Source organism: Mesorhizobium sp. USDA 4132, from assembly GCF_056279545.1.
Genome location: NZ_JBWCCP010000001.1, coordinates 3,633,991 through 3,660,402 on the forward strand (window position 1 = coordinate 3,633,991; position 26,412 = coordinate 3,660,402).

Sequence of the window (26,412 nt, forward strand, 5' to 3'; positions counted from 1 at the left end):
ATTTTGGGGTTGCGAAGAGGCAGGAAAGAGATTCTTTGAAGAGGCAGTTCTTTGAAGGAGATCTGCCATGTCGTGTCTGGAAGGCTATTTCGGCGAGGTTCCCGATCCGCGTGCGGCCAATGCCAGCCATCGGCTCGGGGACCTGATCGTGATGATGATTGCGGCGAGCCTTTGTGGGGCCAGTTCGGCCACGGAGTTTTCGCTGTTTGCGCATGAGCGCAGGCAAGCGCTGTCGCGATTGATCGACTACGATACAGCCCCCAGCCATGACACCTTTTCGCGACTGTTGCGGCTCATGGACCCGGATGCTTTCGGCCGTGCCTTCGCCGCCTTTGCCGCGGCCTTCGCGCAAGCCCGCCAGGAGGTGGTGGCGCTCGACGGCAAGGCATTGCGGCGAGCCTATGAAACCGGCCTTGCCGCTGCCCCGCCGCTGACGGTATCGGCCTTTGCCTCGGGTGCTCGGCTCTGCCTTGCGGCCGCCACGCCGACGGCTGACGAAAACGAGATCGAAGCCGCCCTCAAAGTGGTCGAACTCCTTGATCTGACAGACCGATTTGTCACCGCCGATGCGCTCCACTGCCACAAGCGCATGGCCACGGCGATCACCGAAGGTGGCGCAAACTACCTTCTGGCGCTGAAGAAGAACAGGCCGGCCTGGCACAAGCGCGCCATCGAGCGCCTGGCCAATGAGCGGCCCGACCATGCCGAATGCGACGAGACCGCCCATGGCCGCCGCGAATGGCGCCGGGCCGAAGTCGTGGCAGCCGACGAAGCCCTGATGGACGGCCACAAGGCCTTCGTGCATATCACCAGCCGGCGTGGCGAGGCCCAGCCGAAGACACGCCTGTTCATGGTCTCCACCACCCTGTCGGCCCAACAGGCGCTTGAGTTCACAAGGGCTCACTGGCAGATCGAAAACGGCCTGCACTGGATACTGGATGTGCATCTGGGCGAAGACGATAGCCGGGCGCGAAAAGACAATGCTCCCGCCAATATCGCTCTCGTCAATCGCATCGTCAGGAACATCCTCCAGCACGCCGATGTCGACAAAGTCCCCATCAGCCATCGCATCAAAAAATGCGCCTGGAACGATGACTATCTCGTCGCCGCAATAGCCCATATGCGATAGCCCTGCCCACAAGGGGGAGGGGCTCCTCGCACCCGCTCTACCACCCCACAACCTCTTCCCGGTACCGGCCGACCTCCTCGATCAGCCACGCCCGAAAAGCCACCACCGGCCGGAAATCCACCTTGCTGAGCGGCGCCACCGCATAATAGGCGCTGGGGCTCGTCACTTGATGCGGGTACGCTTCGACAAGCTGGCCGCTCGCCAGTTCCGAGTCGATCAGGAAAAGCGGCATCAGCGCAACGCCGAGGCCCGCGATACAGGCCTGGGCGACGTTGCCGAACTGCTCGAAGCGCATTCCCTGCGACGACGTGCCGGTGATGCCAAGGCTTTCGAACCAGTGGTTCCAGGCGCCCGGCCGCGAGGCCATGTGGAGCAGCGGCAGGCGCAGCAGGTCCTCGGCGTTTTTGATCGGGTGCGAAGCGAGGAAGGCCGGCGATGAGACCGGCGCTACCATTTCCTCCATCAGGAAGGTGCATTCCGCGCCCGGCCAGTCCGGCCCCTTTTCACCCCTGGGCCCTATGTGGATCGCCATATCGATGCCGTCGCGGTCGAAATCGAAGACCCCGATGCGGGTGGCGAAATTGAGCGTGATCTCCGGATGCCTTGCAACGAATTGCGGGATGCGCGGCATCAGCCAACGGGTACCGAAAGTCGGCAGGATCGCGAGGTTCAGCTGGTCACTATGCCGTTTGGTCATGACCTGCAGTGAGGCGGAGCGGATCTGCGACAATGCGTTCGCCACCACCTTGGCGTATTCCGCTCCCGCCGAGGTGAGGCTGACGCCGCGGCTGGTGCGGTCGAAAAGCTGGATCCCCAACTGCTCCTCCAGGCCAGAAACCTGCCGGCTGATCGCCCCTTGCGTCAGCGACAGCTCTTCCGCCGCGCCTGAGAAACTGCCGAGCCGGGCGACGGAATCGAAGGCCGCGAGCGCGGAGGTGGAGGGGAGCAGTTTTCGCGAGAGGCTGACCATTGCCTATTACTATAGATCATGGCCTGATGAGTAAACGGTGCTTGCTCTCGGGCGCTGTGCTGGCGATAATTCTTTAAACTTCAATTTGCCAGATTTCAAACCGGAGGCAGACCCTTGGCTTTTTCCTGGAACGATCCCTTTCTTCTCGAAGAGCAGCTGACCGACGAGGAGCGGATGATCCGTGACGCGGCTGCCGCCTTCGCCAAGGCCGAACTCCTGCCGCGTGTCCAGGAAGCTTATCTCGACGAGACGACCGATAAGGGCCTCTTCAAGCTGATGGGTCAGACCGGCCTGCTCGGCGTGACCCTGCCGGAAGAATATGGCGCCGCCAATGCCTCCTACGTCGCCTACGGCCTCGTCGCCCGCGAGATCGAACGTATCGACAGCGGCTACCGCTCGATGATGAGCGTGCAGTCCTCGCTGGTCATCTACCCGATCTATGCCTACGGCTCCGACGAGCAGAAAAAGAAGTATCTGCCCGGCCTCGTCTCCGGCGAACTGATCGGCTGTTTCGGCCTGACCGAGCCGGATGCCGGCTCCGATCCGGGCGGCATGAAGACCCGCGCCGAAAAGATCGAAGGCGGCTATCGCCTGCGCGGTTCGAAGATGTGGATTTCCAACGCACCGATCGCCGACGTCTTCGTCGTCTGGGCGAAGTCGGAAGCCCACAACAACGAGATCCGCGGTTTCGTGCTCGAAAAGGGCATGAAAGGTCTCTCGGCCCCGAAGATCGGCGGCAAGCTGTCGCTACGCGCCTCGATCACCGGCGAGATCGTCATGGACAGCGTCGAAGTCGGCGAGGATGCGATCCTGCCGAACATTTCGGGCCTCAAGGGTCCCTTCGGCTGCCTCAACCGCGCCCGCTACGGCATTTCCTGGGGCGTCATGGGTGCTGCGGAAGACTGCTGGTTCCGCGCCCGTCAGTACGGCCTCGACAGAAAACAGTTCGGCAAGCCGCTCGCCGGCATGCAGCTCTACCAGAAGAAACTCGCCGACATGCAGACCGAGATCACCCTCGGCCTGCAGGCTTCGCTCCGCGTTGGCCAGTTGATGGACCAGCACAAGATGGCCCCTGAAATGATCTCCATCGTCAAGCGCAACAATTGCGGCAAGGCGCTGGATATCGCCCGCCAAGCCCGCGACATGCACGGCGGCAACGGCATCCAGATCGAGTATCACGTCATGCGCCATTCGCAGAACCTGGAGACGGTCAACACCTACGAAGGCACGCACGACGTCCACGCGCTGATCCTGGGCCGCGCCCAGACGGGCATCCAGGCGTTTTTCTAAGCGGAAGCTACGCTTCGACAATCAGCCCGGCCGCTCCTAGCGCGCCGGGCTTTTATATCTCGGCGTTTCAGCCAAATGGCGGTCGCGGGTTCAGACGCGCGCGCCCAGGGTGGCGAGAAGTTCATCCAGCTGCTCGAACTGTTCGGGCATCGCACCTTCCATGCCGGCGCAGGATTCGTCGGCCGTTTCCTTGGAAGGATAAAGTTCATGCAGGACCAGCAGCGTCCTGCCGCCTTCCTCCTCCTCGAAGGTGACCGTGGTGACGGAGCCGTTTTCGCTTTCGTCATTGGTCCAGACGAGGCGCGAAGGCGGCGATACTTCGAGATATTTTCCGAAGAAGGTCATGGAGTTTGCGGCGTCATGTCCGAACGTGACGCTATAGCCCCTTCCGGCACGGACATCCATCTCGCAGGCGAGAAGCGGGACGCCGCTGGACTTGGGAGCCCACCACAGCTTGAACAATTCGGGCTTGGTCCATGCATCGAACACCAGGCGGACCGGGGCGTTGAAGCTGCGCGTCACGACGAGTTCGCGCTCCGATCTCCGTTCGACCGCCGTGCGGCCATTGCTCACTTTTTTGTCCATTGGCTGTCTCCCCTAGCCACGCCGGGCAGCTTCGATTGCCGCGACGTCGATCTTCTTCATGGTCATCATCGCATCGAAGGCACGTTTCGCCTCGCCGCCGCCGACGGCCAGGGCTTCGATGAGGACACGTGGCGTGATCTGCCAGGAGACGCCCCATCTGTCCTTGCACCAGCCGCATTCGCTTTCCTGACCGCCGTTACCAACGATGGCGTTCCAGTAGCGATCAGTCTCTTCCTGGTCCTCGGTCGAGATCTGGAAGGAAAACGCTTCGTTGTGCTTGAAGATCGGGCCGCCGTTCAGGCCGATACATGCCACTCCGGCAACGGTGAATTCTACCACCAGCACATCCCCCTGCTTGCCGTCCGGGTAATCGCCGGGCGCGCGGGTTACGGCGCCGACGACGCTATCCGGAAAAGTCTCAGCATAGAAGCGGGCAGCCTCCTCGGCATTCTTGTCGAACCATAAGCAGATTGTGTTCTTCGCCATTGCATTTCTCCCTTTTCAATCCTGGTTGCGCGGCCGTCGATGGCGACCCTAACTCAAAGACGTACGTGCTTTCGCTAATCCGACATCCAGCCGAAAAAACTTGCATCCACTCACCAACCGCGCCGTTTTTCGTCATTGGAGAAATTCCCGCCTTCGGTGTATCAGTGAAACGCTGCCGTGATCGGCGGCGAGGAAATGAAACAAAGGTCGTTTTGAAGAATGCACGCCATGGAGAATGCGGCGGAAGGAGCCGGTGGCGGTTTCAATGTCGGCGAGCGTCTTTGCCTGGTGCGCAAGCAGCACGGCCTGTCGCAGCGGGCGCTGGCGGTCAAGGCGGGCGTCACCCATTCCCTGGTCTCCCTGATAGAGAAGAACAAGGTGAGCCCTTCGGTCGCCTCGCTGAAGAAGATCCTCGAGGCAATCAACTATCCGCTGACCGACTTTTTCGCGCTGACGCTGCCGCCGGTCGACCAGGTGTTCTACCGTGCCGATGAACTGACGCCGCTTTCGACCGGCGCTTTGACACTTCTGCAGGTCGGCGACGCCAAATCCCACAGCGTCCAGATTTTCCACGAGTTCTACGAGCCCGGCGCCGATACCGGCGAGACCATGCTGCAGCATGAGGCGGAAGAAGGCGGCGTGGTCGTCGCCGGCGAACTGGAACTGACCGTCGGCAGCCAGACGCGCATCCTCAAAAAGGGCGACGCCTTCCTCTTCGACAGCCGTCAGCCGCACCGATATCGTAACGTCGGAACCGAGCGCTGCGAGGTGGTAAGTGCCTGCACGCCACCCTATCTTTAAGAAGAGCAAAGCCCGGATTTCATTCAGCACCTTTTGGACATCGCCGATGAACATTGATTGTTGCTGTCAATTATTTTAGGTCAGAACCCGATATTCCCGCACCCCTCCCGACGCCTTTAAAAACGGCGTATCCAGCCTTGAAATGAAAGTGGACACCATGCACAGCTATCCCGACGTCAAGCTTTTCATCAACGGCGAATGGCGCGATGCCATCGGCGGCGAAACCATCGATGTTTCCGATCCCGCGACGGAAGAAGTGATCGGGAAAATAGCCCATGCCCGCAAGGCGGACCTGGACCTGGCGCTGGAAGCCGCCGAAAAGGGCTTCAGGATCTGGCGCGACACCTCGCCCTTCGACCGCTCAAAGCTGATGCGCAAGGCTGCCGACCTGCTGCGCCAGCGCGTCGACCAGATCGCCTACTACATGACCCGCGAACAGGGCAAGCCGCTCGCCCAGTCGAAGATGGAAGTCATGGGCGCAGCCGACACGATCGACTGGTTCGCAGAAGAAGCCCGCCGCACCTATGGCCAGATCATCCCGGCCCGCATGAGCGGCGTCTCGCAGATGGCGATCAAGCTGCCGGTCGGCCCAGTCGCCGCCTTCACGCCCTGGAATTTCCCGCTCAACCAGGTGGTCCGCAAGCTCTCCGCAGCCCTTGCGACCGGTTGCTCGATCATCGTCAAGGCGCCTGAAGAAACGCCCGCTTCGCCGGCCGAACTGATCCGCGCCTTCATCGATGCAGGCGTGCCCGCAGGCGTCGTCAACCTCGTCTACGGCATTCCGGCCGAGATTTCCGAATACCTGATCCCGCATCCGGTCATCCGCAAGATCTCGTTCACCGGCTCCACCCCGATCGGCAAACATCTGGCGGCACTCGCCGGCAAGCACATGAAGCGCGCCACCATGGAACTCGGCGGCCATGCGCCGGTGATGATCTTCGACGATGCCGATCTCGAAAAGGCGATCGAAGTCACCGCCATGTCGAAATTCCGCAATGCCGGCCAGGTCTGCGTCGCCCCGACCCGCTTCCTCGTGCAGGACGGTATCGCCGACAAGTTCACCGCCGGTTTCGTCAAGGCGGCACAGGCGATCAAGGTCGGCAACGGCCTGGAAGACGGCGTGACCATGGGTCCGCTCGCCAACGAGCGCCGCATCCCGGCCATGGAAGCGCTTATTCAGGACGCCATCACCCATGGCGGCGAGTTGAAGACCGGCGGCCACCGCATCGGCAACAAGGGCCACTTCTTCGAGCCGACGGTGCTCTCCGAAGTGCCGACCTCGGCGAAGATCATGAACGACGAGCCCTTCGGCCCGATCGCGATCATCAACCGCTTCTCGCATTACGACGATGCGATCGCGGAAGCCAACCGCCTGCCCTTCGGCCTCGCCTCCTACGCCTTCACCGGCTCGGTCAAGACCGCTCACGCGCTCAGCCGCCAGGTGGAAGCCGGCATGCTGACCATCAACCACAACGGTCTGGCCCTGCCGGAAGTACCGTTCGGCGGCATCAAGGACTCTGGCTACGGCACGGAAGGCGGCTCGGAAGCCACCGAAGCCTATCTCGAAACCCGCTTCGTCAGCCAGATGAGCTGATGTGACGGCTTTTCAGAACCGAGTTCTCGACGCCGGTCGGTGCCCATGCACCGGCCGGCGTTTTCTTTTGCCCTTGCTCGCGTCATTCGAGTCAAATACCAAAAACAAACAGTGAACACCGGATGGAGCGCCATGGCCGAGACTGAAGCAGCACCGCTCCTGAAGGAAATCTTCAACCGCGATCGCCTCCGGCATTTTGCGTCGGAGACCAAGGCCATTCATCCCGGCTTCAATGGCGAACGCTTTCTGACGCTCACTTCCGCCGGTCTCGACGATCTGAGCATCATGCAGCGCCTGCGTCAGATCGCCATCGCCTACCACACGGTCCTGCCGGGCGGATTCGAAAACAATATCGACATCCTGCGGGCACTGGCACCGCGCATCAACCACGGCTTCGCCTCCATCGTGCTGCCGGAATATGTGGCGCTCCACGGCCATGACCATTTCGACCTGTCGATGGATGCGCTCGCCTTCTTCACCCGCTTCGGCTCGTCGGAATTCGCCATCCGGCATTTCCTCCTGAAGGACCTCGCCCGGACGCTGAACGTGATGGAGCGCTGGTCGCGGGACGACAACGAGCATGTGCGCCGGCTTTCGAGCGAAGGCTGCCGCCCGCGCCTGCCCTGGTCATTCCAGCTGAAAGAGCTGATTGCCGACCCCTCGCCTGTCGCACCGATCCTCGAAAACCTTAAGAGCGACCCGAGCCTTTACGTGCGCAAATCCGTCGCCAACCACCTGAACGACATCACCAAGGACCACCCTGCCTGGGTGTTCGACAGGATCACCGACTGGCCAAAGGACGACCCGCGCACCGCCTGGATCATCAAACAGGCGCTGCGCACGCTGATCAAGAAGGGCGACGCCCGAGCGCTCCACGTCTTCGGCGCCGGTCACAAGGCAGAGGTGAAGATCGAGAGTTTCGCGGTGACACCATCGTCGCTGAAACTCGGTGGCGCGGTGAAGATATCGGCCAGGGTGGTGTCGACCACGTCGGCGCCGCAGAAGCTCGTCATCGATTATGCGGTCCACTACGTGAAGAAGGCAGGCGGCACCTCAAAGAAGGTCTTCAAGTGGAAGGAGGTCACACTGGGCGCCGGCGAAAGCTGCGAACTCACGATCAGCCGCGCCATCCGCGATTTTACGACGCGCGTGCACTACGCCGGCCGGCATTCGGTGGAACTGATCGTCAACGGCGAGGTGCTGGCTGAGGATGCGTTCGAGCTTCTGGCTTGAGCCCTTTCGGCCAAGTTCGCGGGCACCTCACCCCGCCTCCGCTACGCTCGGTGGACCTCTCCCCGAGGGGAGAGGATGAACGGGGGCGTCAGCGCCTTTTCCCTCTTCGGTAGAAAAGGAGCCAGAGACAGTGCCTCATAACCTCTTCTCCCCAGCGGGGAGAAGGTGGCCCGAAGGGTCGGATGAGGGAGTGGCGCAGACGTATGTCGCCAAAATCTACTGCTCGTCGAAGAAACCCATCAACCCAGCGCAAACACCTTCGCCCTGCGCAAAGTCACAAAACCACCCTCGCCCGCCTTGACTGCCCGCTCCGGCTCGACGTCGAATTCCAGCTGATCGCCGGTCTCCGTGGTCGCCAGCACCCGCCGCCCGTCCGGGCGGTCGAGCACGCGGGTGATGCTGGCCGGAATGCCCGGCCCCTGCGCGGACCAATCGAGATCGGCGGGGCGGGCGTAGAGTTCCGCCTTGCCGTCCGCCATGCCGGAAACGTCGAGCGCAGCACCGCTGGCATAGGCCCTGCCGTCGCGGACTTCTGCGGCGAGTACGTTGGCATCGCCGAGGAACTTCATCACAAAGGCGGATTGCGGATTGCGGCAGACTTCTTCCGCCGTGCCCTGCTGGATGATGTGGCCGTCTTTCAGGATGACGACGCGATCTGCGAGATCCAGCGCCTCCTCCTGGTCGTGGGTGACGAAGATCGTGGTGATGCCGAGCTCGCGGTGGATTTCGCGCAACCAGCGGCGCAGGTCGTGCCTCACATTGGCATCGAGCGCGCCAAAGGGCTCGTCGAGCAGCAGAACCTTGGGATCGACCGACAGCGCCCGGGCCAGCGCCACGCGCTGCCGCTGGCCGCCGGAAATCTGCGCCGGGAACCGGTCGCCGAGACCTTCCAGGCGCACCAATCTCAGCAGTTCTACGACACGCGCCTCGATCGCCGCCTTCTCGCGCTTCACTTTCGAGACCTTCATGCCGAAGGCAATGTTTTCCGCCACCGTCATATGCGGAAAAAGCGCGTAGTGCTGGAACACGAAACCGACGCCACGGTCGCGCACGGGAATGTCGGTGGCGTCCTGATCGCCGAAATAGATGTGGCCGCCATCGGCATATTCTAGGCCGGCGACCATGCGCAGGATGGTCGTCTTACCGGAACCGGACGGGCCGAGCAGAGCGACGAGTTCGCCGCTTTCGATCGTGAGCGAGACATCCCGCACGGCGCGAAAGGTCTCGAAGGTTTTGACGACGTTTTCGAGGCGGATTTTCATTGGGTTTTCTCCGCGGGATTGGCGACCAGAGCTGGGCGACGGACGCGGCCGGCTCCCTGGCGCTCCAGTGTCACCTTGGCGATGATGGTGAAGACAGCGATGAGCGCCAGGATGGAGGAGGCGGCAAAGGCGCCGGCCGCCTGGTAGTCGTGATAGAGCAGCTCGATATGCAGCGGCAGCGTATTGGTCTGCCCGCGGATATTGCCCGAGACGACTGAGACCGCGCCGAACTCGCCCATGACGCGGGCGTTGCAGAGCACGACGCCGTAAAGCAGCGCCCATTTGATGTTCGGCAGCGTCACCGAGAAGAAAGTCCGCCAGCCGGACGCGCCGAGCGAGGTGGCTGCTTCCTCAAGATCGCGGCCCTGTGCCTGCATCAGCGGGATCAGTTCGCGGGCGACGAAGGGGGCGGTGACGAACATCGAGGCGAGGATGATGCCGGGGATCGCAAACAGGATCTTGACCCCGTATTCGTCCAGCGTCGGACCGAAGGCGCCCTGCAGGCCGTAGACGAAGAGATAGGCGACGCCCGCGACGATCGGCGAGACCGAAAACGGGATCTCGATGACGACCAGCAGGAAACGCCTGCCCCGAAAATCGAACTTGGTGATCGACCACGCCGCCGCAACGCCGAAAGCCGTGTTGACCGGCACGGCAACGATTGCCGCAAACACCGTGAGCCCGATCGCATGTAGCGTATCAGGATGGATGATCGTGTCGCGATAGACAGCCCATCCCTTCGAAAAGGCCTCGACGCCGATGACCACCAGCGGCGCGACGATCAGCAGGGCAACGATCACCAGAACGATGCCGATCAGCATCCGGCGGAAGAGCGGCTGGTCGCCGACGCGCGGCGGCTTTCTGCCTATACGGGTCGCGCCCATGGTCACCCCCTCACCGTGTAGCGAAGCGCCCGCGACTGCATCCAGTTGGTGAGCGCGAGCATGACGAAGGCCGCAATCAGCAGCACCGACGCGATGGCGGCTGCGGCCTGGTAGTCGTATTCCTCCAGCCGAATGAAGACGAGAAGTGCGGTGATCTCCGTCGACATCGGCTGATTGCCGGCGATGAAGATGATCGCACCGAACTCACCGAGCGAGCGGGCGAAGGACAGCGACACCCCGGCAAGCAGTGCCGGGGCCAGAAGCGGCAGGATGACCTTGCGGAAAATCTGCCAGTCCGAGCCGCCAAGCGACTGCGCCGCCTCTTCCAGCGCCGGATCCAGATCTTCCAGCACCGGCTGCACCGTGCGCACGATGAACGGCAGCGAGGTGAAGCACATCGCAATCATGATGCCGAGCGGCGTATAGGCGACCTTGATGCCGAGGTCGGCAAGGATGGAACCGAACCAGCCGTTGGTGGTGAAAAGCGCCGTCAGGGCAATGCCGGCCACCGCCGTCGGCAGCGCGAAAGGCAGATCGACCATGGCGTCGACGATCCGCCAGCCCGGGAACCGATAGCGCGTCAGCACCCAGGCGAGCGCCAGGCCGAAGAACAGGTTGAAGACGGTGGCACCGAGCGCGGAGAGCACAGTGACGCGGTAGCTCGCGAGCGCCCGCGACGAGGAGACGATCCGCCAGTAATCCTCCGGGCCGAGGCTCGCGGCCTTGAAGACCAGCGCTGCCAGGGGCAGGACCACGATCAGCCCGACATAAAACAGCGTCACCCCCAGCGACAGGCGTAACCCGGGCAGGACATTGCGTCTCAAGCGGTCGTTTCCTCTTTGCACGGCAAAGCCCGGCGAATTTTCGTTCGCCGGGCGAGACTTGGTTGAAGTCCAGTCTGCGCTTAGCGGCTGCCGTACAGCTTGTCGAGAGTGCCGCCGGAGGCGAAGTGATCCTTCTGGATCTTGTCCCAGCCGCCGAAGACGTCATCGACCTTGACGAGGCGTATCGCCGGGAACTGGTCCTTGAACTCGGCGGCGACCTTTTCGTTCTGGACGCGATGGCCGAACTGGGCAGCGATCCGCTGGCCTTCTTCCGTATAGAGGAAGTCGAGATAGGATTTCGCGAGGGCTTCCGTGCCGTGCTTCTTGGCAACCTTGTCGACGACCGCAACCGGGAATTCGGCGAGAAGGCTGACCGACGGGATGATGCTCTGGACTTTGTCGGCGCCGTACTGCTTGACGATGCCGCGGGTCTCGGCCTCGAAGGTGATCAGCACGTCGCCGGTTTCGCGCTCGACGAAGGTGGTGGTGGAGGCGCGGCCACCGGTATCGAAGACCGGCACGTTGTCGAAGATCTTGGTGATATAGGCATCGATCTTCTCTTCGTCGCCCTTGTAGGCTTCCTTGGCCCAGGCGTAGGCAGCGAGATAGGTGTAGCGGGCGTTGCCCGAGGTCTTCGGGTTCGGGAAAACGGCGTGCACGTCAGCGCGAGCCAGATCGCCCCAATCCTTGATGTTCTTCGGATTGCCGGCGCGCACCAGGAACGATGGGAAGGAATAGAAGGGCGAGGCATTGTTCGGGAATGCCTTGGTCCAATCCTTGGCAACAAAGCCTTGTTTGGCGAGGAAATCGATGTCCGTTGACTGGTTGAAGGTCACGACATCGGCTTCAAGGCCTTCGGCTATCGAACGGGCCTGCTTCGAAGTGCCGGCATGCGACTGGTCGATGGCGACGCCCGGATGGCTCTTGATGAAGGCCTCGTTCTCGGCGACGAACAGCTCGCGCGAAACGTCGTAGGAGGCGTTGAGCAGCTTCGTCGGAGACTGGGCAAGCGCGGGGGTGACAAAAAGCGCGGCCAAGGGCGCAATAAGCGCGGTGCCGAGGATCAGGAGGCGGTTCATGCAAGTCTCCGGTGTTGGATTGTGCCGGTGAAACTACCGGTACGCCCAGCAAACGGCGAGGAACCGCGGACTTTCCTTTGTTACGGGGCTAGAAATTTTGTCCATTATTCGCCATAAACGGCGAAGCTTTTCGCGCGTCATCCAGGCCGGTGCTGCTCCATTGGAAGAGGCAGCACCGGGAATGTTGGCGAAGGCCCTGTCGCGTCAAGCGACGACGCGCGGGACATCCATCTCGTGGATGGCCTTCCTGATCTCCGTGCGGAATTCAGGAGTGTCGTGGTGACCATGCACGGAAATGGCATGCTGCACGGCTGCATTGACGAGTTCATCCGCGTTGTCCGCCGAGATCGCAACGGTGCATTTCATCTCGCTCGGAAATTCGCGGCAATCGATGTATTGGCGTCCCATGTCTGCCTCCATCACAAGCCCTGAACCGATTGGCCAGAGGACGGGAATCTACTCTCTTTGCGCAGAGGAAACAAACATCGCCGGACTGATCAATCGGCCTAGCTCATCCCGCCCGCCTTACCCCGCAGCATCTGGATGATGGCGGAAAAATCGTCCGCGCCGTGCCCGGTCCGCTCAAACTCGGCATAAAGCTCGGCCGCGTGGGCGCCAAGCGGTGTGGCTGCACCAGACTGTCTTGCGGCCTCCTGCGACAGCGTCAGGTCCTTCAGCATCAGCGCTGCCGCAAAACCCGGCCTGTAGTCGTTATTCGCCGGCGAGGCCGGCACCGGGCCCGGCACCGGGCAATAGGTGGTGAGCGACCAGCACTGGCCTGACGAGGTTGAGGCGACGTCGAACAGCGCCTGATGCGAAAGGCCGAGCTTTTCCGCGAGGCCAAATGCTTCGCAGACGCCGATCATCGAGATGCCCAAGATCATGTTGTTGCAGATCTTGGCCGCCTGGCCGGCGCCGGCGTTGCCGCAATGGACGATCTTCTTTCCCATCGCCTCGAGGATCGGCTTGCCCAGGGCGAACGCCTTTTCCGAACCGCCGACCATGAAGGTCAGCGTGCCGGCCGCCGCCCCGCCGGTGCCGCCGGAGACGGGTGCATCAAGCGAGATGCAGTTCATGACGTCGGCTAGTTCATGCGCCTTGCGGGCGCTTTCCACATCAATGGTCGAGCAGTCAATGACCAGGGTACCCTCGGGGATGAGCGTGGTGAGATCGGTCCAGACGGCGACCACATGCTGGCCCTTGGGCAGCATGGTGATGACACATTCCGCATCGCTAACGGCTTCCGCCAGCGCTCCGGAGGCCTTCACGCCCGTCTCGGCGGCTGCCTTTACCGACGCTTCCGACAGGTCGAAGCCGCGCACCTCATGGCCGGCTTTCACAAGATTGGCGGCCATCGGCCCGCCCATATTGCCAAGGCCCACGAAAGCGATCTTGCTCATGTCTTCCTCCCGTCGTCGTTGTTGTTTTAAAGCCTGTGATCCGGAAACAGAACCGGATGCCGCGCAGCGAAGTAGCGGTCAAGATCCGTATCGCCGACCTCCTCCAGCGTTGCCGGAGACCATTTCGGATTGCGGTCCTTGTCGATGATCGCGGCGCGCACGCCCTCGTAGAAATCGTGGTTGCGTAAGATCTCGGCGCCGACGGTAAATTCCCGCTCCAGGCATTCGACGAGGCTCGAACTTTCGCGGCCGCGCCTGATGAGCCGAAGCGCGAGCTTGAGGCTGGTCGGCGACCGCTTGGCGACGATGTCGCGCGTCCTGATGGAGAATTCATCATCCTCTCTATTCAGGGCTTCCACAACCTCCTCGACCGTGTCGAAGCGGAAAACCCGGTCGATCAGGTCGCGGTGGGCTTCGAGTGGGCTTTCGCCCGGCGCAACGGCGAAACGATCGATCACCGCCCTCACCTGCTCGTCGGACGCGCCGCCTTTCAGTTCCCCCAACGCCTCGACAAGCGGGGCAAGCCTCTCCGAGGGCACGTTCACATCGGCAAGATTGGTATAGATGGCGTCCGCCGCGCCGATCACTTCGCCTGTCAGCCCCATCCAGGTGCCCGTCTCCCCGGGCGCGCGGGGAAGCAGCCAGGTGGCGCCGACATCCGGCACGTAGCCGATGCCGGTTTCCGGCATCGCGAGACGGGTGCGTTCCGTGACGATCCGGTGTTTTCCGTGCGAGGCGACGCCGACGCCGCCGCCCATGACGATGCCGTCCATCAGCGCCACATACGGCTTTTCGTAGCGGGAGATCATGTAGTTGACCGGGAATTCCTCGCGCCAGAACCGCGTGACCTCCGGATCGTCCGATTTGCCGCTCTCGTAGATGACACGGATGTCACCGCCAGCGCAGAGGCCACGCTCCCCCTCGCCCTTGACGACGACGCAGGAGATTTCCGGATTGCCGGCAAATTCCTCCAGCGCGGCCTTCATCGCTCGCACCATGGCGGAGTTCAAACTATTCAGCGCCTTCGGTCGGTTAAGCAGAATGACGGCGGCCGAACCGATGCGGTCGATGAGGACTTCGTCGCTCTGGATGGAGGTATCGGGCATGCGTTTCTCCGGTCTACCGATTGTCCGCCAGGATCATCTCCGCCGCCTTTTCGGCGATCATGATCGTCGGCGAATTGGTGTTGCCGGAGACTATATTAGGCATGATCGAGGCATCGGCGATACGCAGCCTTCCGACTGCGCGCATTTTCAGGCGGGGATCGACGACGCTGTCCGGATCGGATCCCATCCGCGCGGTGCCGACCGGATGGAAGATCGTCGTGCCGATGTCGCCGGCTGCCTTTTCGAGGTCCGCATCGGTCTCGTAGGACGGACCCGGCTTGTATTCCTCCGGATGATAGCGCGCAAACGCCGGCTTTTTGACGATCTCGCGGGTGATCCGGATCGATTTGACGGCAACGTCGCGGTCGGCCGCGGTCGACAGGTAGTTCGGATGGATACCTGGCGCTGCCGCAAAGTCCGGGCTTTTGAGATGCACCGAACCGCGGCTTTCGGGACGAAGATTGCACACACTGGCAGTCATTGCAGGGAACGAGTGGACCGGTTCGCCGAACTTGTCGAGCGACACCGGCTGGACGTGGTATTCGAGATCCGGCGTCTCCTTGTCCGGCCCGGATTTGGTGAAGATGCCGAGCTGGCTCGGCGCCATAGACATCGGCCCGGAGCGCTTCAGCGCATATTCCAGCCCGATCGAGGCCTTGCCGATCAGGCTCGAAGCCTTTTCGTTGAGGGTCGGAACGCCGGTCACCTTGTAGACGAGGCGGAGCTGCAGGTGGTCCTGCAGGTTCTCGCCGACGCCCTTCACTTCCTTGACCACCTCGACGCCCGCGTTTTGCAGGATATCGCCGCGGCCAATGCCGGAGAGCTCGAGGATATGCGGCGTGCCGATCGCGCCGGCGCTGAGCACCGTTTCGCGTTTCGCATAGGCCTTCTTCGCCACCCCATCGTGCTGGAACTCTACGCCCTTCACCTCGCCGTTTTCGATGATCAGCTTCCGCACATGCGCCTTGGTGAGCACCGTGAGGTTCGGCCGTTTCATCGCCGGGCGCAGAAAGGCCTTCGACGTGTTCCAGCGGATGCCGGAGCGCTGGTTGACGTCGAAATAGCTGGAGCCTTCGTTATTGCCGCGATTGAAGTCGTCGACGATCGGAATACCGGCCTCTTGCGCCGCCTTCTGGAAGCTGTCGAGCACGGCCCAGCGAAGACGCTGCTTTTCGATGCGCCATTCGCCGCCGGCGCCGTGCATGTCGTCGGCACCCTTGTAGAAATCCTGAGATTTCTTGAAGATCGGCAGGACGTCGTCCCAGCCCCAGCCGGTGCAGCCCATCTGCCGCCACATGTCGTAGTCGTAAGCCTGTCCGCGCATGTAGATCATGCCGTTGATCGACGAGCAGCCGCCGAGGATTTTTCCGCGCGGGTAGGAGAGCGATCGGCCGTTCAGCCCCTCTTCCTTCTCGGTCGTGAAACACCAGTCGGTGCGCGGATTGTTGATGCAGTAGAGGTAACCGACCGGAATATGCACCCAGTGATAGTTATCGTTGCCGCCCGCTTCGAGGATCAGTACACGGTTGCCGGGATCCTTCGATAGCCGATTGGCGAGGACGCAGCCGGCGCTGCCCGCCCCGATGACAATGTAGTCGTAATTTTCCATGCTTCATGCTCCAGGGAAATGCGCCCCGCGAACCATGTCCGCAGCCGCATCCCTGCGCCCTCCCTCTATCTTATCGTCTATGCTCGAAACCGAGCTTCCGGCCGAGCCGGGAGGCGTAGAATTCTCCGATAATGCCCCGCCGGAAGACGAGGACGCAGACCATGAAGATCACGCCGGTGACAATCGTTACCGGAAATTGCGACGTCGCCAGATAGTTCTGCAGCGTGACCACCAGGCCGGCTCCGAAGATCGGCCCGATCAGCGTGCCTATCCCGCCAAGCAGCGTCATCAGGATCACTTCGCCGGACATCTGCCAGGCGACATCCGTTAGCGTCGCGAACTGGAAGACCAGCGCCTTCAGCCCGCCCGCAAGACCGGCCAGCGCCGCCGACATCACGAAGGCGCCGAGCTTGTAGCGGGCGACGGAGTAACCGAGCGAAATCGCGCGCGGCTCGTTCTCGCGGATCGACCGGAGGATCATGCCGAAGGGCGAATTGATGAACCGCCAGATGATCACCATGCCGATCAGAAACACACCAAGCACGAAGTAATACATGTTGGTTGAGCCCGAGAGATCGATGAAGCCGAACAGATGGCCCCGCGGCACCGACTGGATGCCGTCCTCGCCCTCGGTAAACTTCGCTTGCAGGCAGAAGAAAAAGAACATCTGCGACAGAGCCAGCGTGATCATCGCGAAATAGATGCCCTGCCGGCGGATCGCGAAGAACCCCATGATCAGGCCGAGCAACGCAGCGCCCGCGACGCCGGTCAGAATGCCGAGTTCCGGCGGAAAGCCCCATTCCTTGACCACATGGGCAGTGAAATAGGCCGCCCCGCCGAAGAAGGTCGCATGACCGAAGGAGAGCAGCCCAGTATAGCCAAGCAGCAGGTTGAAGGCGCAGGCAAACAGCGCGAAGCACAAGAGCTTCATCAGGAAGATCGGGTAGAAGAACATCGGCGCGAGGATCAGGGCCACGAGACCGATAACCAGGAAGATCGCATAGGTCCTGGAAGCGGTGGCCGACCGTTCGATACGCGGCTTGGCAGCGGTTTGGGTCATCTCGCTCATCTCACGCATCCCGTCCGAAAAGGCCGGCTGGCCGGAGTAGAAGCACGATTGCCATGATCACGAAGATCACGATGTTGGATGCTTCCGGATAGAACACCTTGGTGAGGCCCTCTGCAATACCGAGCATGTAGCCGGTGAGGATGGCGCCCATGATCGAGCCCATGCCGCCGACCACGACCACCGCGAAAACGACGATGATGATGTTCGAACCCATCAGCGGCGAGACCTGGTAGATCGGCGCAGCCAGCACGCCGGCAAAGGCGGCGAGTGCTGCCCCCAACCCATAGGTCAGCGTCAGGAGCACCGGCACGTTGACGCCGAAAGCCTGGACCAGGACCGGGTTTTCCGTAGCGGCGCGCAGATAGGCGCCGAGCTTGGTCTTCTCGATCAGCAGCCATGTGCCAATGCAGGCGACCAGCGACACGACGACCACCCAGCCGCGATAGATGGGCAGGAACATGAAGCCGAGGTTGGTGCCGCCGGCAAGCTGCGCCGGCACCGAATAAGGCTGGCCCGCGGCACCATAGAGATACCGGAACGTGCCCTCGATGGCCAGCGCCAGGCCGAACGTGAAGAGCAGGCCATAAAGCGGATCGAGATTGTAGAGCCGCGACAACATCGTCCGTTCGATGACGGCTCCGAACAGACCGACGACGATCGGCCCGAGGATCAGCGCGACCCAATAGTTGATGCCGAAATATTCCAGCATCAGCATCGCCGCAAAGGCGCCGAGCATGTATTGCGCGCCATGGGCGAAGTTGATGACGCGCAGAAGACCGAAGATGACCGCAAGGCCGAGGCTCAGAAGCGCGTAGAAGGACCCGTTGATCAGGCCGATCAGGAGCTGCCCGAGAAAGGCCTGAAGCGGTATGCCGAAGATCATCGTCATAACGTCACACTCCCAGCACTTTATGCAGCATGTCCATCTTGCCCGGCAGCTCAGCCACCGGGAAATTCGCGACCATCCGCCCGTGATCCATCAGATAGAACCGGTCGGCGACGCGGCTCGCGAAGCGGAAATTCTGCTCCACCAGAAGCACCGTCATGCCGCGTTCCTTCAGCGTCTTCAGCACCTCGCCGATCCGCTGCACGATGACCGGCGCCAGGCCTTCGGTCGGTTCGTCGAGGATCAGCAGCTTGACGCCGGTGCGCAGGATGCGGGCGATCGCCAGCATCTGCTGCTCGCCACCGGAGAGCTTGGTGCCGGGGCTGGAGCGACGCTCCTGGAGGTTGGGGAAGAGCTCGTAGATCTCCTCGAGCGACATGCCGCCTTCGGCCACCACCGGCGGCAGCATCAGGTTTTCCTCGACGGTCAGCGTCGAAAAGATACCGCGCTCCTCCGGTACGAAGCCGATGCCGTTATGCGCGGTCTTGTGCAGCGGCACGTTGGCCATATCCTTGCCGGCAAAGCGGATTTCGCCCTTCCGCTCGCGGATGATGCCGACGATGGTCCTGAGCGTCGTCGTCTTACCGACGCCGTTGCGGCCGAGAATGGTGATCGTCTCGCCTTCCCCGACGGTCATATCGACACCGTGCAGGACATGGCTTTCGCCGTACCAGGCATTGAGGTTGGAAACTTGCAACAAGGGTGCCATCAAGCCTCCTCCGTGCCCATATAGGCGGTGCGGACCCGCGGGTCTTGGCTGACGGTGGCATAGTCGCCCTCGGCGAGGATTTCGCCGCGCTGGAGCACCGTCACATGGTGGCAGATGTCGGCGACGACGGAGAGATTGTGTTCGACCATCAGCACCGCACGGGTCTTTGCCACCTCGCGAATGATGTTGGAAACGGTGCCGATATCCTCCTGCCCCATGCCGGCCATCGGCTCGTCGAGCAGCAGCACCTTGGGATCGAGCGCCAGCGTCGTCGCGATCTCCAGCACGCGCTTGCGGCCATAGGAAAGGTCGGCGGCGAGCGCATTGCGTTCGCGCTTCAGGCCGACCGACTCGATCAATTCGTCGGCCCGCGCATTCAGCCGATCGAGCGAGGAGACGGGCAGCCAGAACTGCGTCGAAAGCCCGTTCGGCCGCTGCAGCGCGACGCGCACGTTGTCGAGCACCGTCAGATGCGGAAAGACCGCCGAAATCTGGAAGGACCGCACCAGCCCCATCCGCGCGATCCTGTCCGGCTGCGTTCTGGTGATGTCGGTGCCCAGAAGCGTGATCGAACCCGCCGTCGGCTGCAGGAATTTGGTGAGCAGGTTGAAGACCGTGGTCTTGCCGGCGCCGTTCGGGCCGATCAAGGCGTGGACACGCGCGTGACGGACGTCGAGATCGACGTTTTTCACCGCCATGAAGGCGCCGAAGCTCTTCGAGAGGCCGCGGGCGGATAACACCACCCGCGGCTCTTCTTGTTTTGCTGTTGCGGCGACCGCCATTACTTCACCAGATCGCAGCCGCTCTTGGCGGGATCCATGTAGGCCTCTTTGCCGGGGATGGTGGCCAGCACCGTGAAATAATCCCAGGGCTCCTTGCTTTCGCCCGGCTTCTTGACCTGCAGCAGGTACATGTCGTGGATCATCCGACCGTTCTTGGCGACCGTGCCGCCGCGGGCGTAGAAATCGTCCACCGGCATTTCGTGCAGCGCCTTGGAAACGGCATCCGCATCGTCGGTGCCGGCTTTCTGGACCGCCTTCAGATACTGCGTGACCGCCGAATAGGTGCCGCTATGGACCATGTTCGGCATCTTTTTGGTGCGGGCGAAGAACTTTTTCGCAAATTCGCGGCTCTTGTCGTCGAGGTTCCAGTAATACCCCTCGGTCAGGGTCAGGCCCTGTGCCGCCTGCAGGCCGAGGCCGTGCACTTCGGCGAGTGTGAAGAGCAGTGCCGCAAGCCGCTGGCCGCCGGCGGTGATGCCGAACTCCGCCGCCTGCTTGATGGCGTTCGCCGTGTCGAGGCCGGCATTGGCAAGGCCAATGACCTTGGCACCGGAGGACTGGGCCTGCAGCAGGAAGGACGAGAAATCGGTGGTGGCGAGCGGATGGCGGACCGCGCCGACGATCTTGCCGCCGGAAGACTTCACGAAATCGCCGGTCTGCTGTTCCAGCGAATAACCGAAGGCGTAATCGGCGGTGAGGAAGAACCAGCTGTCGCCGCCCTGCTTGACGAGCGCGCCGCCGGTGCCAACCGCGAGCGCATGCGTGTCATAGGCCCAGTGGAAGCCATAGGGGGTGCAGGCCTTGCCGGTCAGATCGGTGGTCGCCGCGCCCGTGACGATGTCGATCTTCTTCTTTTCCTTGCCGATCGCCTGCACGGCGAGCGCGACAGACGAGGTCGTCAGTTCCATGATCGCATCGACCTGCTGCGTGTCGTACCACTGGCGGGCGATGTTGGAGGCGATATCCGGCTTGTTCTGATGGTCGGCATCGACGATCTCGATCGGCTGCCCCAGAACCTTGCCACCGAAATCCTCGACCGCCATCTTGGCCGCCTCGACCGACGACTTGCCGCCGAACTCGGAATAGACGCCCGACTGGTCGTTCAGGATGCCGATCTTGACCTTGTTGTCGGACACGCCCCCGGGCGCGCTCTGCGCGAATGCCGCGCCGCTTGCGAGAAGCACCGCCAGGGATGTTACAAGTGATGTCAGAATTGTCTTGTGCATGATTTCTCCTCCCAGAGAATGTGCCCAGAAAATTTGGCCAGAGGTCTGTTCAAAATTGGTGAGCCGTTCTCCTCAAAGCGGCTGCTCCGGATTGCATGGTTCAGGAAAACCGCCGTTGACGCAAGCAGGTCTCTGTAATTAATTGCAAACAGCATCTGTGCATTTTTGAACAGACGGGAACGTATTGAGCAACAATCAGAACTTCACCTGGGACGATCTTCAATATTTTCTGGCAGTGGCGCGCAGCGGCCAGCTGTCCACCGCGGCTCGCCAATTGCGCACCAGCCACGCCACCGTGTCCCGGCGTATCGACCGGCTGGAATTCGCGCTCAAGGTCAAGCTGTTCGAACGCAATCCGCGCGGGTATGTACTGACCAGCATGGGCCAGCGGTTCATCGAAACGGCAGAACGGATCGAGACCGAGGCGGACCGGCTGCAGGCGGATGTCGCCTCGGGCACCACGGCACAGCGCGGCGTGGTGCGCTTAAGCACGCCGGAAGGGTTTGCGAATTTCTTCTTCGCCGACAAGATCCGCAGCTTCTGCGACAGCCATCCGAACATCTCGCTGGAACTGGTGACGATCCAGCAGATCATGTCGCTGTCGCGCAAGGAAGCCGATATCGCCGTCTCGCTCGATCCGCCGAAGGAAGGGCCTTATCTTACGGAAAAGCTTACCGACTACAGCCTCAACGTCTATGGGGCGAAATCCTACCTGTCCAAGGTGGGTCCGATCCGCAGCCGGCAGGATCTGCTGTCGCATCCGTTCATCGGCTATATCGAGGACATGATCTTCGCGCCAGGGCTAGACTATCTCGGCGACGTCCATCCGGGCATCAAGGCGCGCTTCCAGAGCTCCAGCATTTTTGCGCAATTGACCGCGACGCTGAACGGGCTCGGCCTCTGCGTGCTGCCGCATTTCATCACCCGCGTCCAGCCTGACCTCGAAATCGTGCTACCGGAGGAGGTGGAGCTGAGACGCGGCTACTGGCTGATGTGCCATCGGGACCTGAGCCAGATCCCGCGCGTGCGGATGGTGACGGACTATATCTTCCAGTCCGTCCGGGCCAATCAGCACGCCTTCCTCAGGAGTTACCAGGCTCCCGAGGAAGGCGCTCGCCGTCACTCCGCTGCCATCGGCAGGTCGTCGTCGCGGCTGTCGAAAAGGTCGCCCTGATTGGCGGGCGTCCTGTCGTCGGTTTTGGCCTTCTTCGGCTCGCGGCCGAAGAAGAGGGCATAGGCGGCCGGGAGGACCAGGATGGTCAGCACGGTGGCAACCAAGATGCCGCCCATCATCGCATAGGCGAGCGGACCCCAGAACACGCCGCGCGAGATCGGGTACAGCGCCAGCACGGCTGTCAGCGCCGTCAGCATGATCGGCCGGAAACGACGCACGGCCGCGCCGACGATCGCCTCCATCCGCTCCATGCCGGCCGCGATGTCCTGGTCGATCTGGTCGACCAGGATGATCGAGTTGCGGATGATGATGCCGAGCAGCGCGATGACCCCGAGGATCGCCACGAAGCCGAACGGCGCGCCGGTCAGGAGCAGCGCCATGGCGGCGCCGATGATGCCGAGCGGGCCGGTTGCCAGCACCATCATCGCTTTGCCGAAATGCTGCAGCTGGATCATCAGCAGCACGAGGATGACCAGGAGCATGATCGGTGCCTTGGCAGCGATCGAGTTCTGGCTTTCGGCTGCATCCTCCGCACCGCCCTGGATGTCGACATGGTAGCCGGCAGGCAGGCTGGCGCGCAGGTCAGCCATGCTGTTGTAGAGGTTGAGCGACACCTGGGTCGGTTCCACGCCGTCCGGCAGCGTCGCCTTGACGGTGATCGTCGGCAGGCGGTCGCGGCGCCACTCGATACCCTGTTCGAGAACCGGCACGACCTTGGCGATCTGCGAGACCGGCACGAAGCCGCCGAAATCCGTCGGCACGTAGACCGACTGGACGGCCGAGAGCAGGTTGCGGGTGGCATCCGGCTCGCGGACAACGATCGAGACCGTCTCTTCGCCATCGCGGAAGTCGCTGATCGGCGCACCGGCGGTAGCCGATTGCAGCATCTGGCGGACGCGCTGGGAGGTGACGCCGAGAGCGCGGGCGCGATCCTGGTCGATGACCAGTTTCATGGCCGTCACCGGTTCCATCCAGTCGTCGTGGATGGCGCCGAACAGCGGCTGCTGCTGGTAACGTTCCTTGACCTGGTCGGCGATCCGGCGGACTTCCGCCGCGTCGGGACCGGTGACACGCATCTGGACGGGCCAGCCGACCGGCGGGCCGAGGAACAGACGATCGACCTTGCCGCGTACGGTCGGGAAGTCCTGTGCGAGGATACCCCTGAGCTTGACGATCAGCCGTTCGCGGGCGTCCACGTCCTTCGACATGATGAGGAGCTGCGCGTAGTTCGGGTTGCGGAGCTGCTGGTCGAGCGGCAGGAAGAAGCGCGGGGCGCCTTCGCCGATATAGGTCGCGACGAAGGTCTTGTCCTGGTCGGGCAGGATCTTGTCTTCAAGGGCTTTTGCCTGGCGTTCCACTTCCTCGATGGCCGTGCCTTCCGGCAGCCACAGATCGACGAGGATTTCCGGCCGCGAGGACTGCGGGAAGAAGCTCTGCGGGATGAACTGGAAGGACCAGAGACTGCCCGCGAAGACGCCGAGGGTGAGGAGCAGCACGATCGCCCTGTGACGCACGGACCAGCCGACCGCACGTCGGACACCACGATACATCCGTGTGTCGTAAGCATCGTGATGGGTGCCTGCGTGCGCCCGCTGCTTGAGGATCATGTAGCCGAGCCAGGGAGTGAAATAGACGGCCACGAACCACGACACGACGAGCGCGATGCCCACCACGTAGAACAGCGTGCGCACGTATTCGCCGGCGGTGGAATCGGCGAACCCGACCGGGATGAAGCCGGCAGTGGTGATCAATGTGCCGGTCAGCATTGGAAAGGCGGTGGATGAATAGGCGAAGGTGGCGGCATCGAGGCGTGCGAGCCCCTCCTCCAGCTTCCGTTCCATCATCTCGACGACGATCATCGCATCGTCGACGAGCAGGCCGAGCGCGATGATCAGCGCGCCGAGCGAGATGCGCTGCAGCTCGATGCCCATGTAGAACATGATCGCGAACGTAGCTGACAGAACCAGCGGAATGGTGATGGCGATGACGATGCCCGAACGCCAGCCGATCGAGATCAGCGAGACGATGAGGACGATGACGAGAGCTTCCAGCAGGGCCTGGGTGAATTCGCCGACCGCTTCGGTGACGACTTCCGGCTGGTTGGAGACCTGCTCGACGGATACGCCGACCGGTAGCGTCTGTTCGAAGCGCTCATAGGTCGCCTCGACCTGATGGCCGACATCGGTGACCTTGAAGCCCTTGGCCATGACGACGCCAAGCTGGACGCTGTCGTGGCCGTTGAAGCGGAACTTGCGCTGATAGGGGTTTTCGAGGCCGGCGGTGACGGTGGCGATATCGCCGAGCCGGATCACCTGGCTGCCGGCCTTGAGGCGTAGTTCGCGGATGTCTTCCGGCGTGGTGACGCCGCCTTCGACCGCGATCCGCACCGACCGATCGGCGGTCTGAACGTTGCCGGCGGGATCGATATTGTTCTGGCCGGACAACGCATCGCGGATGTTGAGGACAGTGAGGCCGCGCTCGGCGAGCGCCTTCGACGAGACGTCGATGAAGATCTTCTGCGGCTGGTCGCCGAGGATGACCGCCTTTTCGACGCCGGGTGTGGCGAGCAGCATGTCGCGGGCCTGGATCGCGAACTGCTTCAGTTCAGGATAGCTGTAGCCTTCACCGCTGATCGAGTTGAGGGTGATGTAGGTATCGCCGAACTCGTCGTTGAAATAGGGACCGAGCAGGCCTGCCGGCAGATCCTGGGCGATGTCCCCGACCTTCTTGCGAACCTGATAGAAGGCGTCGTTGACCTGGGCGGTATTGGTGTCGCCCTTGATCTGTATCGTGGTGATCGCCACGCCGGCGCGGGTATAGGACTTGACCCAGTCGAGATGCGGGGTTTCCTGCAGCTTTCGCTCGATCTTGTTGACGACCTGGTCCTGCATCTCCTGAATGGAGGCGCCGGGCCAGACGGTCTGCACGACCATGACGCGGAAGGTGAAGTCCGGGTCTTCCTTCTGCCCCATGTTCATGACGCCGAGTGCGCCCATGACGATGATGAGGCCGAAGAGAAAACGGGCGATGCTCGGATGGGCAATCGCCCAGCGGGACAGGTTGAACCGGGCCTTTTCCTGGGGATTGGCCTGATGAGAGGAGCTCATGGTCTTGGGTCCTTTAAGCCGGGCGATCAGGGCGCGAGCGAAGCGGTGGTAAGGCTGCTGACGCTGCCGAAGCGTGAGGCGATGTTTTCCGGCAGCTTGACCTTCATGTCTTCCTTCATGAACTGCGTGCCGGCCGAGACGACGAGGTCGCCCTTGGCAACGCCGTCGGCGACACGAACGCCGTCATCGGAGAAATCGGCGACCTTGACGGCACGCGAACTGACGGTGCCCTTGCCGCGGTCGACGATCCAGACGACGGACTGGCCGTCCTTCTTGGAAAGCGCGGCAAGCGGAACGGCATAGGTGGCGACGGCATTGTCTTCGTCCGCCTCAATCGTCGCAGTCATGCCGAGCAGCACCCGTGTATCCGCAGGCAGGCTGACGCGAACCGCGAACGTGCGCGATTGGGCATCGGCACTGCCGGCCACTTCGCGGACCTTGCCATCGAGCGCGAGATCGGTGGCCGACCAGAAGCGGGCCTTCACCGTCTTGCCCGGCTTGAACTGAGCGACGTCCATTTCCGGAACGGCGATCTGCACTTCCTTGCTGCCCTCGACCGCAACGGAGAGGACCGGGGTGCCGGACGCGACCACCTGGCCGATATCGGCGCTGACCGCGGTGACGATGCCGTTCTGGTCGGACTTCAATTCCGTATAGGCGACCTGGTTGCGGGCCTGGTCGAGTGCCGACTGGGCCGATTCCTTTTGCGAAACGGCCTGGTCATTGGCCAGTTGCGCCTGTTCGAGCTGCGATTGGGAAGAAATGCTCTTTTCGGCAAGCGTCTCGGCCCGCCGGCGGGCGAGGCCGGAGATTTCCACCTGCTTCTGGGCGGAGGCGAGATCGGCCTCGGCGCGGCGCACCGCGAGCTGGTAATCGACGGCGTCAAGCTTTGCGAGCACGTCGCCAGGGCGAACACGCTGACCGACATCGACGAGCCGCTCGGTGATCTTGCCGGCGACGCGGAAGCCGAGGTTCATTTCGGTGCGCGCCTTGACTGAGCCGGAATATTGAAGCTTGCGGCCGTGATCGGCGGCGGCAACCTCGGTCACCTTCACCGGGCGGACGATTTCCGGAGCTTCGACTTTCTTCTCTTGCGAGCAGGCCGTCAGCGCGCCGAACGCGGTCGCGACTAAAAGGCCTTTGACGAGAAACGAGACATTACGTCTGGTCTTTACGAAAAACATGGTTCCGCACTCCTGGTGGCGGG

General features: G+C 62.3%; 24 protein-coding genes. 6 read left to right on the top strand and 18 right to left on the bottom strand.

What is annotated here, in order from left to right:
* The first annotated feature begins 67 nt into the window (after nt 1–67).
* Nucleotides 68–1,129: an ISAs1 family transposase gene (locus tag ACZ9IU_RS18470; protein WP_038545560.1), complete on the top strand. Its 1,062-nt coding sequence runs from the start codon at nt 68–70 to the stop codon at nt 1,127–1,129.
* Nucleotides 1,130–1,166: 37 nt separating this feature from the next.
* Here ACZ9IU_RS18470 and ACZ9IU_RS18475 read toward each other — a convergent pair whose 3' ends face one another.
* A complete protein-coding gene (locus tag ACZ9IU_RS18475; RefSeq protein ID WP_038545575.1) occupies nt 1,167–2,099 on the bottom strand; it encodes a LysR family transcriptional regulator in 933 nt (310 codons plus the stop codon).
* A 114-nt stretch (nt 2,100–2,213) separates the two neighbouring features.
* Between ACZ9IU_RS18475 and ACZ9IU_RS18480 the strand changes: the two genes are divergently transcribed.
* A complete protein-coding gene (locus tag ACZ9IU_RS18480) occupies nt 2,214–3,389 on the top strand; it encodes an acyl-CoA dehydrogenase (protein WP_038545578.1) in 1,176 nt (391 codons plus the stop codon).
* Nucleotides 3,390–3,479: 90 nt separating this feature from the next.
* Here the strand turns inward: ACZ9IU_RS18480 and ACZ9IU_RS18485 are convergent, their stop codons facing one another.
* Nucleotides 3,480–3,974 carry an SRPBCC family protein gene (locus ACZ9IU_RS18485; RefSeq protein ID WP_038545581.1) on the bottom strand — a complete coding sequence of 165 codons (495 nt, stop codon included), beginning with the start codon at nt 3,972–3,974 and terminating at the stop codon, nt 3,480–3,482.
* A 12-nt stretch (nt 3,975–3,986) separates the two neighbouring features.
* On the bottom strand, nt 3,987–4,460 hold the full coding sequence (locus ACZ9IU_RS18490; RefSeq protein ID WP_038545584.1) for a VOC family protein: 474 nt from the start codon (nt 4,458–4,460) through the stop codon (nt 3,987–3,989).
* Nucleotides 4,461–4,679: 219 nt separating this feature from the next.
* On the opposite strand from ACZ9IU_RS18490, the gene ACZ9IU_RS18495 reads away from it, so the two are divergent.
* The 3 genes from ACZ9IU_RS18495 (at nt 4,680) to ACZ9IU_RS18505 (ending at nt 8,088) form a co-directional block, all read left to right on the top strand.
* Complete coding sequence (locus ACZ9IU_RS18495) at nt 4,680–5,261, top strand: cupin domain-containing protein (protein WP_046600011.1); 582 nt, start codon at nt 4,680–4,682, stop codon at nt 5,259–5,261.
* Between the two features lie 157 nt (nt 5,262–5,418).
* On the top strand, nt 5,419–6,855 hold the full coding sequence (locus ACZ9IU_RS18500; RefSeq protein WP_038549634.1) for an NAD-dependent succinate-semialdehyde dehydrogenase: 1,437 nt from the start codon (nt 5,419–5,421) through the stop codon (nt 6,853–6,855).
* Between the two features lie 132 nt (nt 6,856–6,987).
* Nucleotides 6,988–8,088 (top strand): DNA alkylation repair protein, encoded by a 1,101-nt coding sequence (locus ACZ9IU_RS18505; RefSeq protein ID WP_038545589.1) that lies wholly within the window; start codon nt 6,988–6,990, stop codon nt 8,086–8,088.
* Between the two features lie 239 nt (nt 8,089–8,327).
* Here the strand turns inward: ACZ9IU_RS18505 and ACZ9IU_RS18510 are convergent, their stop codons facing one another.
* From ACZ9IU_RS18510 to ACZ9IU_RS18570, 13 genes are all read right to left on the bottom strand, one after another.
* Nucleotides 8,328–9,350 (bottom strand): sulfate/molybdate ABC transporter ATP-binding protein, encoded by a 1,023-nt coding sequence (locus tag ACZ9IU_RS18510; RefSeq protein ID WP_038545592.1) that lies wholly within the window; start codon nt 9,348–9,350, stop codon nt 8,328–8,330.
* Nucleotides 9,347–10,234, bottom strand: a complete 888-nt coding sequence (gene cysW, locus ACZ9IU_RS18515; RefSeq protein WP_038545595.1) for a sulfate ABC transporter permease subunit CysW — start codon at nt 10,232–10,234, stop codon at nt 9,347–9,349. The genes ACZ9IU_RS18510 and cysW overlap by 4 nt, the downstream gene beginning before the upstream one ends.
* A gap of 2 nt (nt 10,235–10,236) precedes the next feature.
* On the bottom strand, nt 10,237–11,058 hold the full coding sequence (cysT, locus tag ACZ9IU_RS18520) for a sulfate ABC transporter permease subunit CysT (protein WP_038545598.1): 822 nt from the start codon (nt 11,056–11,058) through the stop codon (nt 10,237–10,239).
* An 80-nt stretch (nt 11,059–11,138) separates the two neighbouring features.
* On the bottom strand, nt 11,139–12,137 hold the full coding sequence (gene cysP / locus ACZ9IU_RS18525) for a thiosulfate ABC transporter substrate-binding protein CysP (protein ID WP_038545601.1): 999 nt from the start codon (nt 12,135–12,137) through the stop codon (nt 11,139–11,141).
* Between the two features lie 204 nt (nt 12,138–12,341).
* Nucleotides 12,342–12,545, bottom strand: coding sequence for a DUF1059 domain-containing protein (locus tag ACZ9IU_RS18530; protein ID WP_038545604.1), 204 nt, complete (start codon nt 12,543–12,545; stop codon nt 12,342–12,344).
* A gap of 98 nt (nt 12,546–12,643) precedes the next feature.
* Nucleotides 12,644–13,537 (bottom strand): 3-hydroxyisobutyrate dehydrogenase, encoded by an 894-nt coding sequence (gene mmsB, locus ACZ9IU_RS18535; RefSeq protein ID WP_038545607.1) that lies wholly within the window; start codon nt 13,535–13,537, stop codon nt 12,644–12,646.
* Nucleotides 13,538–13,563: 26 nt separating this feature from the next.
* The gene (locus ACZ9IU_RS18540; RefSeq protein ID WP_038545611.1) at nt 13,564–14,643 is read right to left on the bottom strand and encodes an enoyl-CoA hydratase/isomerase family protein; all 1,080 of its coding nucleotides are present in this window, start codon (nt 14,641–14,643) and stop codon (nt 13,564–13,566) included.
* 13 nt (nt 14,644–14,656) lie between these two features.
* Nucleotides 14,657–16,252, bottom strand: a complete 1,596-nt coding sequence (locus ACZ9IU_RS18545) for a GMC family oxidoreductase (protein ID WP_038545614.1) — start codon at nt 16,250–16,252, stop codon at nt 14,657–14,659.
* Between the two features lie 70 nt (nt 16,253–16,322).
* On the bottom strand, nt 16,323–17,321 hold the full coding sequence (locus tag ACZ9IU_RS18550; RefSeq protein ID WP_038545616.1) for a branched-chain amino acid ABC transporter permease: 999 nt from the start codon (nt 17,319–17,321) through the stop codon (nt 16,323–16,325).
* Nucleotide 17,322: 1 nt separating this feature from the next.
* Complete coding sequence (locus tag ACZ9IU_RS18555; RefSeq protein WP_038545619.1) at nt 17,323–18,210, bottom strand: branched-chain amino acid ABC transporter permease; 888 nt, start codon at nt 18,208–18,210, stop codon at nt 17,323–17,325.
* 4 nt (nt 18,211–18,214) lie between these two features.
* Entirely contained in the window at nt 18,215–18,916 is a 702-nt protein-coding gene (locus tag ACZ9IU_RS18560; protein WP_038545622.1) for an ABC transporter ATP-binding protein, read from the bottom strand.
* Nucleotides 18,916–19,698 (bottom strand): ABC transporter ATP-binding protein, encoded by a 783-nt coding sequence (locus ACZ9IU_RS18565; protein ID WP_038545625.1) that lies wholly within the window; start codon nt 19,696–19,698, stop codon nt 18,916–18,918. The genes ACZ9IU_RS18560 and ACZ9IU_RS18565 overlap by 1 nt, the downstream gene beginning before the upstream one ends.
* Nucleotides 19,698–20,924, bottom strand: coding sequence for an ABC transporter substrate-binding protein (locus ACZ9IU_RS18570; RefSeq protein WP_038545628.1), 1,227 nt, complete (start codon nt 20,922–20,924; stop codon nt 19,698–19,700). Before ACZ9IU_RS18570 ends, ACZ9IU_RS18565 begins: the two co-directional genes overlap by 1 nt.
* Nucleotides 20,925–21,108: 184 nt before the next feature.
* Here ACZ9IU_RS18570 and ACZ9IU_RS18575 point away from each other — a divergent pair, with 184 nt between their 5' ends.
* Nucleotides 21,109–22,098: a LysR family transcriptional regulator gene (locus ACZ9IU_RS18575; protein ID WP_051899818.1), complete on the top strand. Its 990-nt coding sequence runs from the start codon at nt 21,109–21,111 to the stop codon at nt 22,096–22,098.
* Here ACZ9IU_RS18575 and ACZ9IU_RS18580 read toward each other — a convergent pair.
* Together ACZ9IU_RS18580 and ACZ9IU_RS18585 are read right to left on the bottom strand one after the other, a co-directional pair.
* On the bottom strand, nt 22,044–25,205 hold the full coding sequence (locus tag ACZ9IU_RS18580) for an efflux RND transporter permease subunit (RefSeq protein ID WP_038545631.1): 3,162 nt from the start codon (nt 25,203–25,205) through the stop codon (nt 22,044–22,046). The genes ACZ9IU_RS18575 and ACZ9IU_RS18580 overlap by 55 nt on opposite strands.
* A 26-nt stretch (nt 25,206–25,231) precedes the next feature.
* On the bottom strand, nt 25,232–26,389 hold the full coding sequence (locus ACZ9IU_RS18585; protein WP_038545634.1) for an efflux RND transporter periplasmic adaptor subunit: 1,158 nt from the start codon (nt 26,387–26,389) through the stop codon (nt 25,232–25,234).
* Between the last annotated feature and the right edge of the window lie 23 nt (nt 26,390–26,412).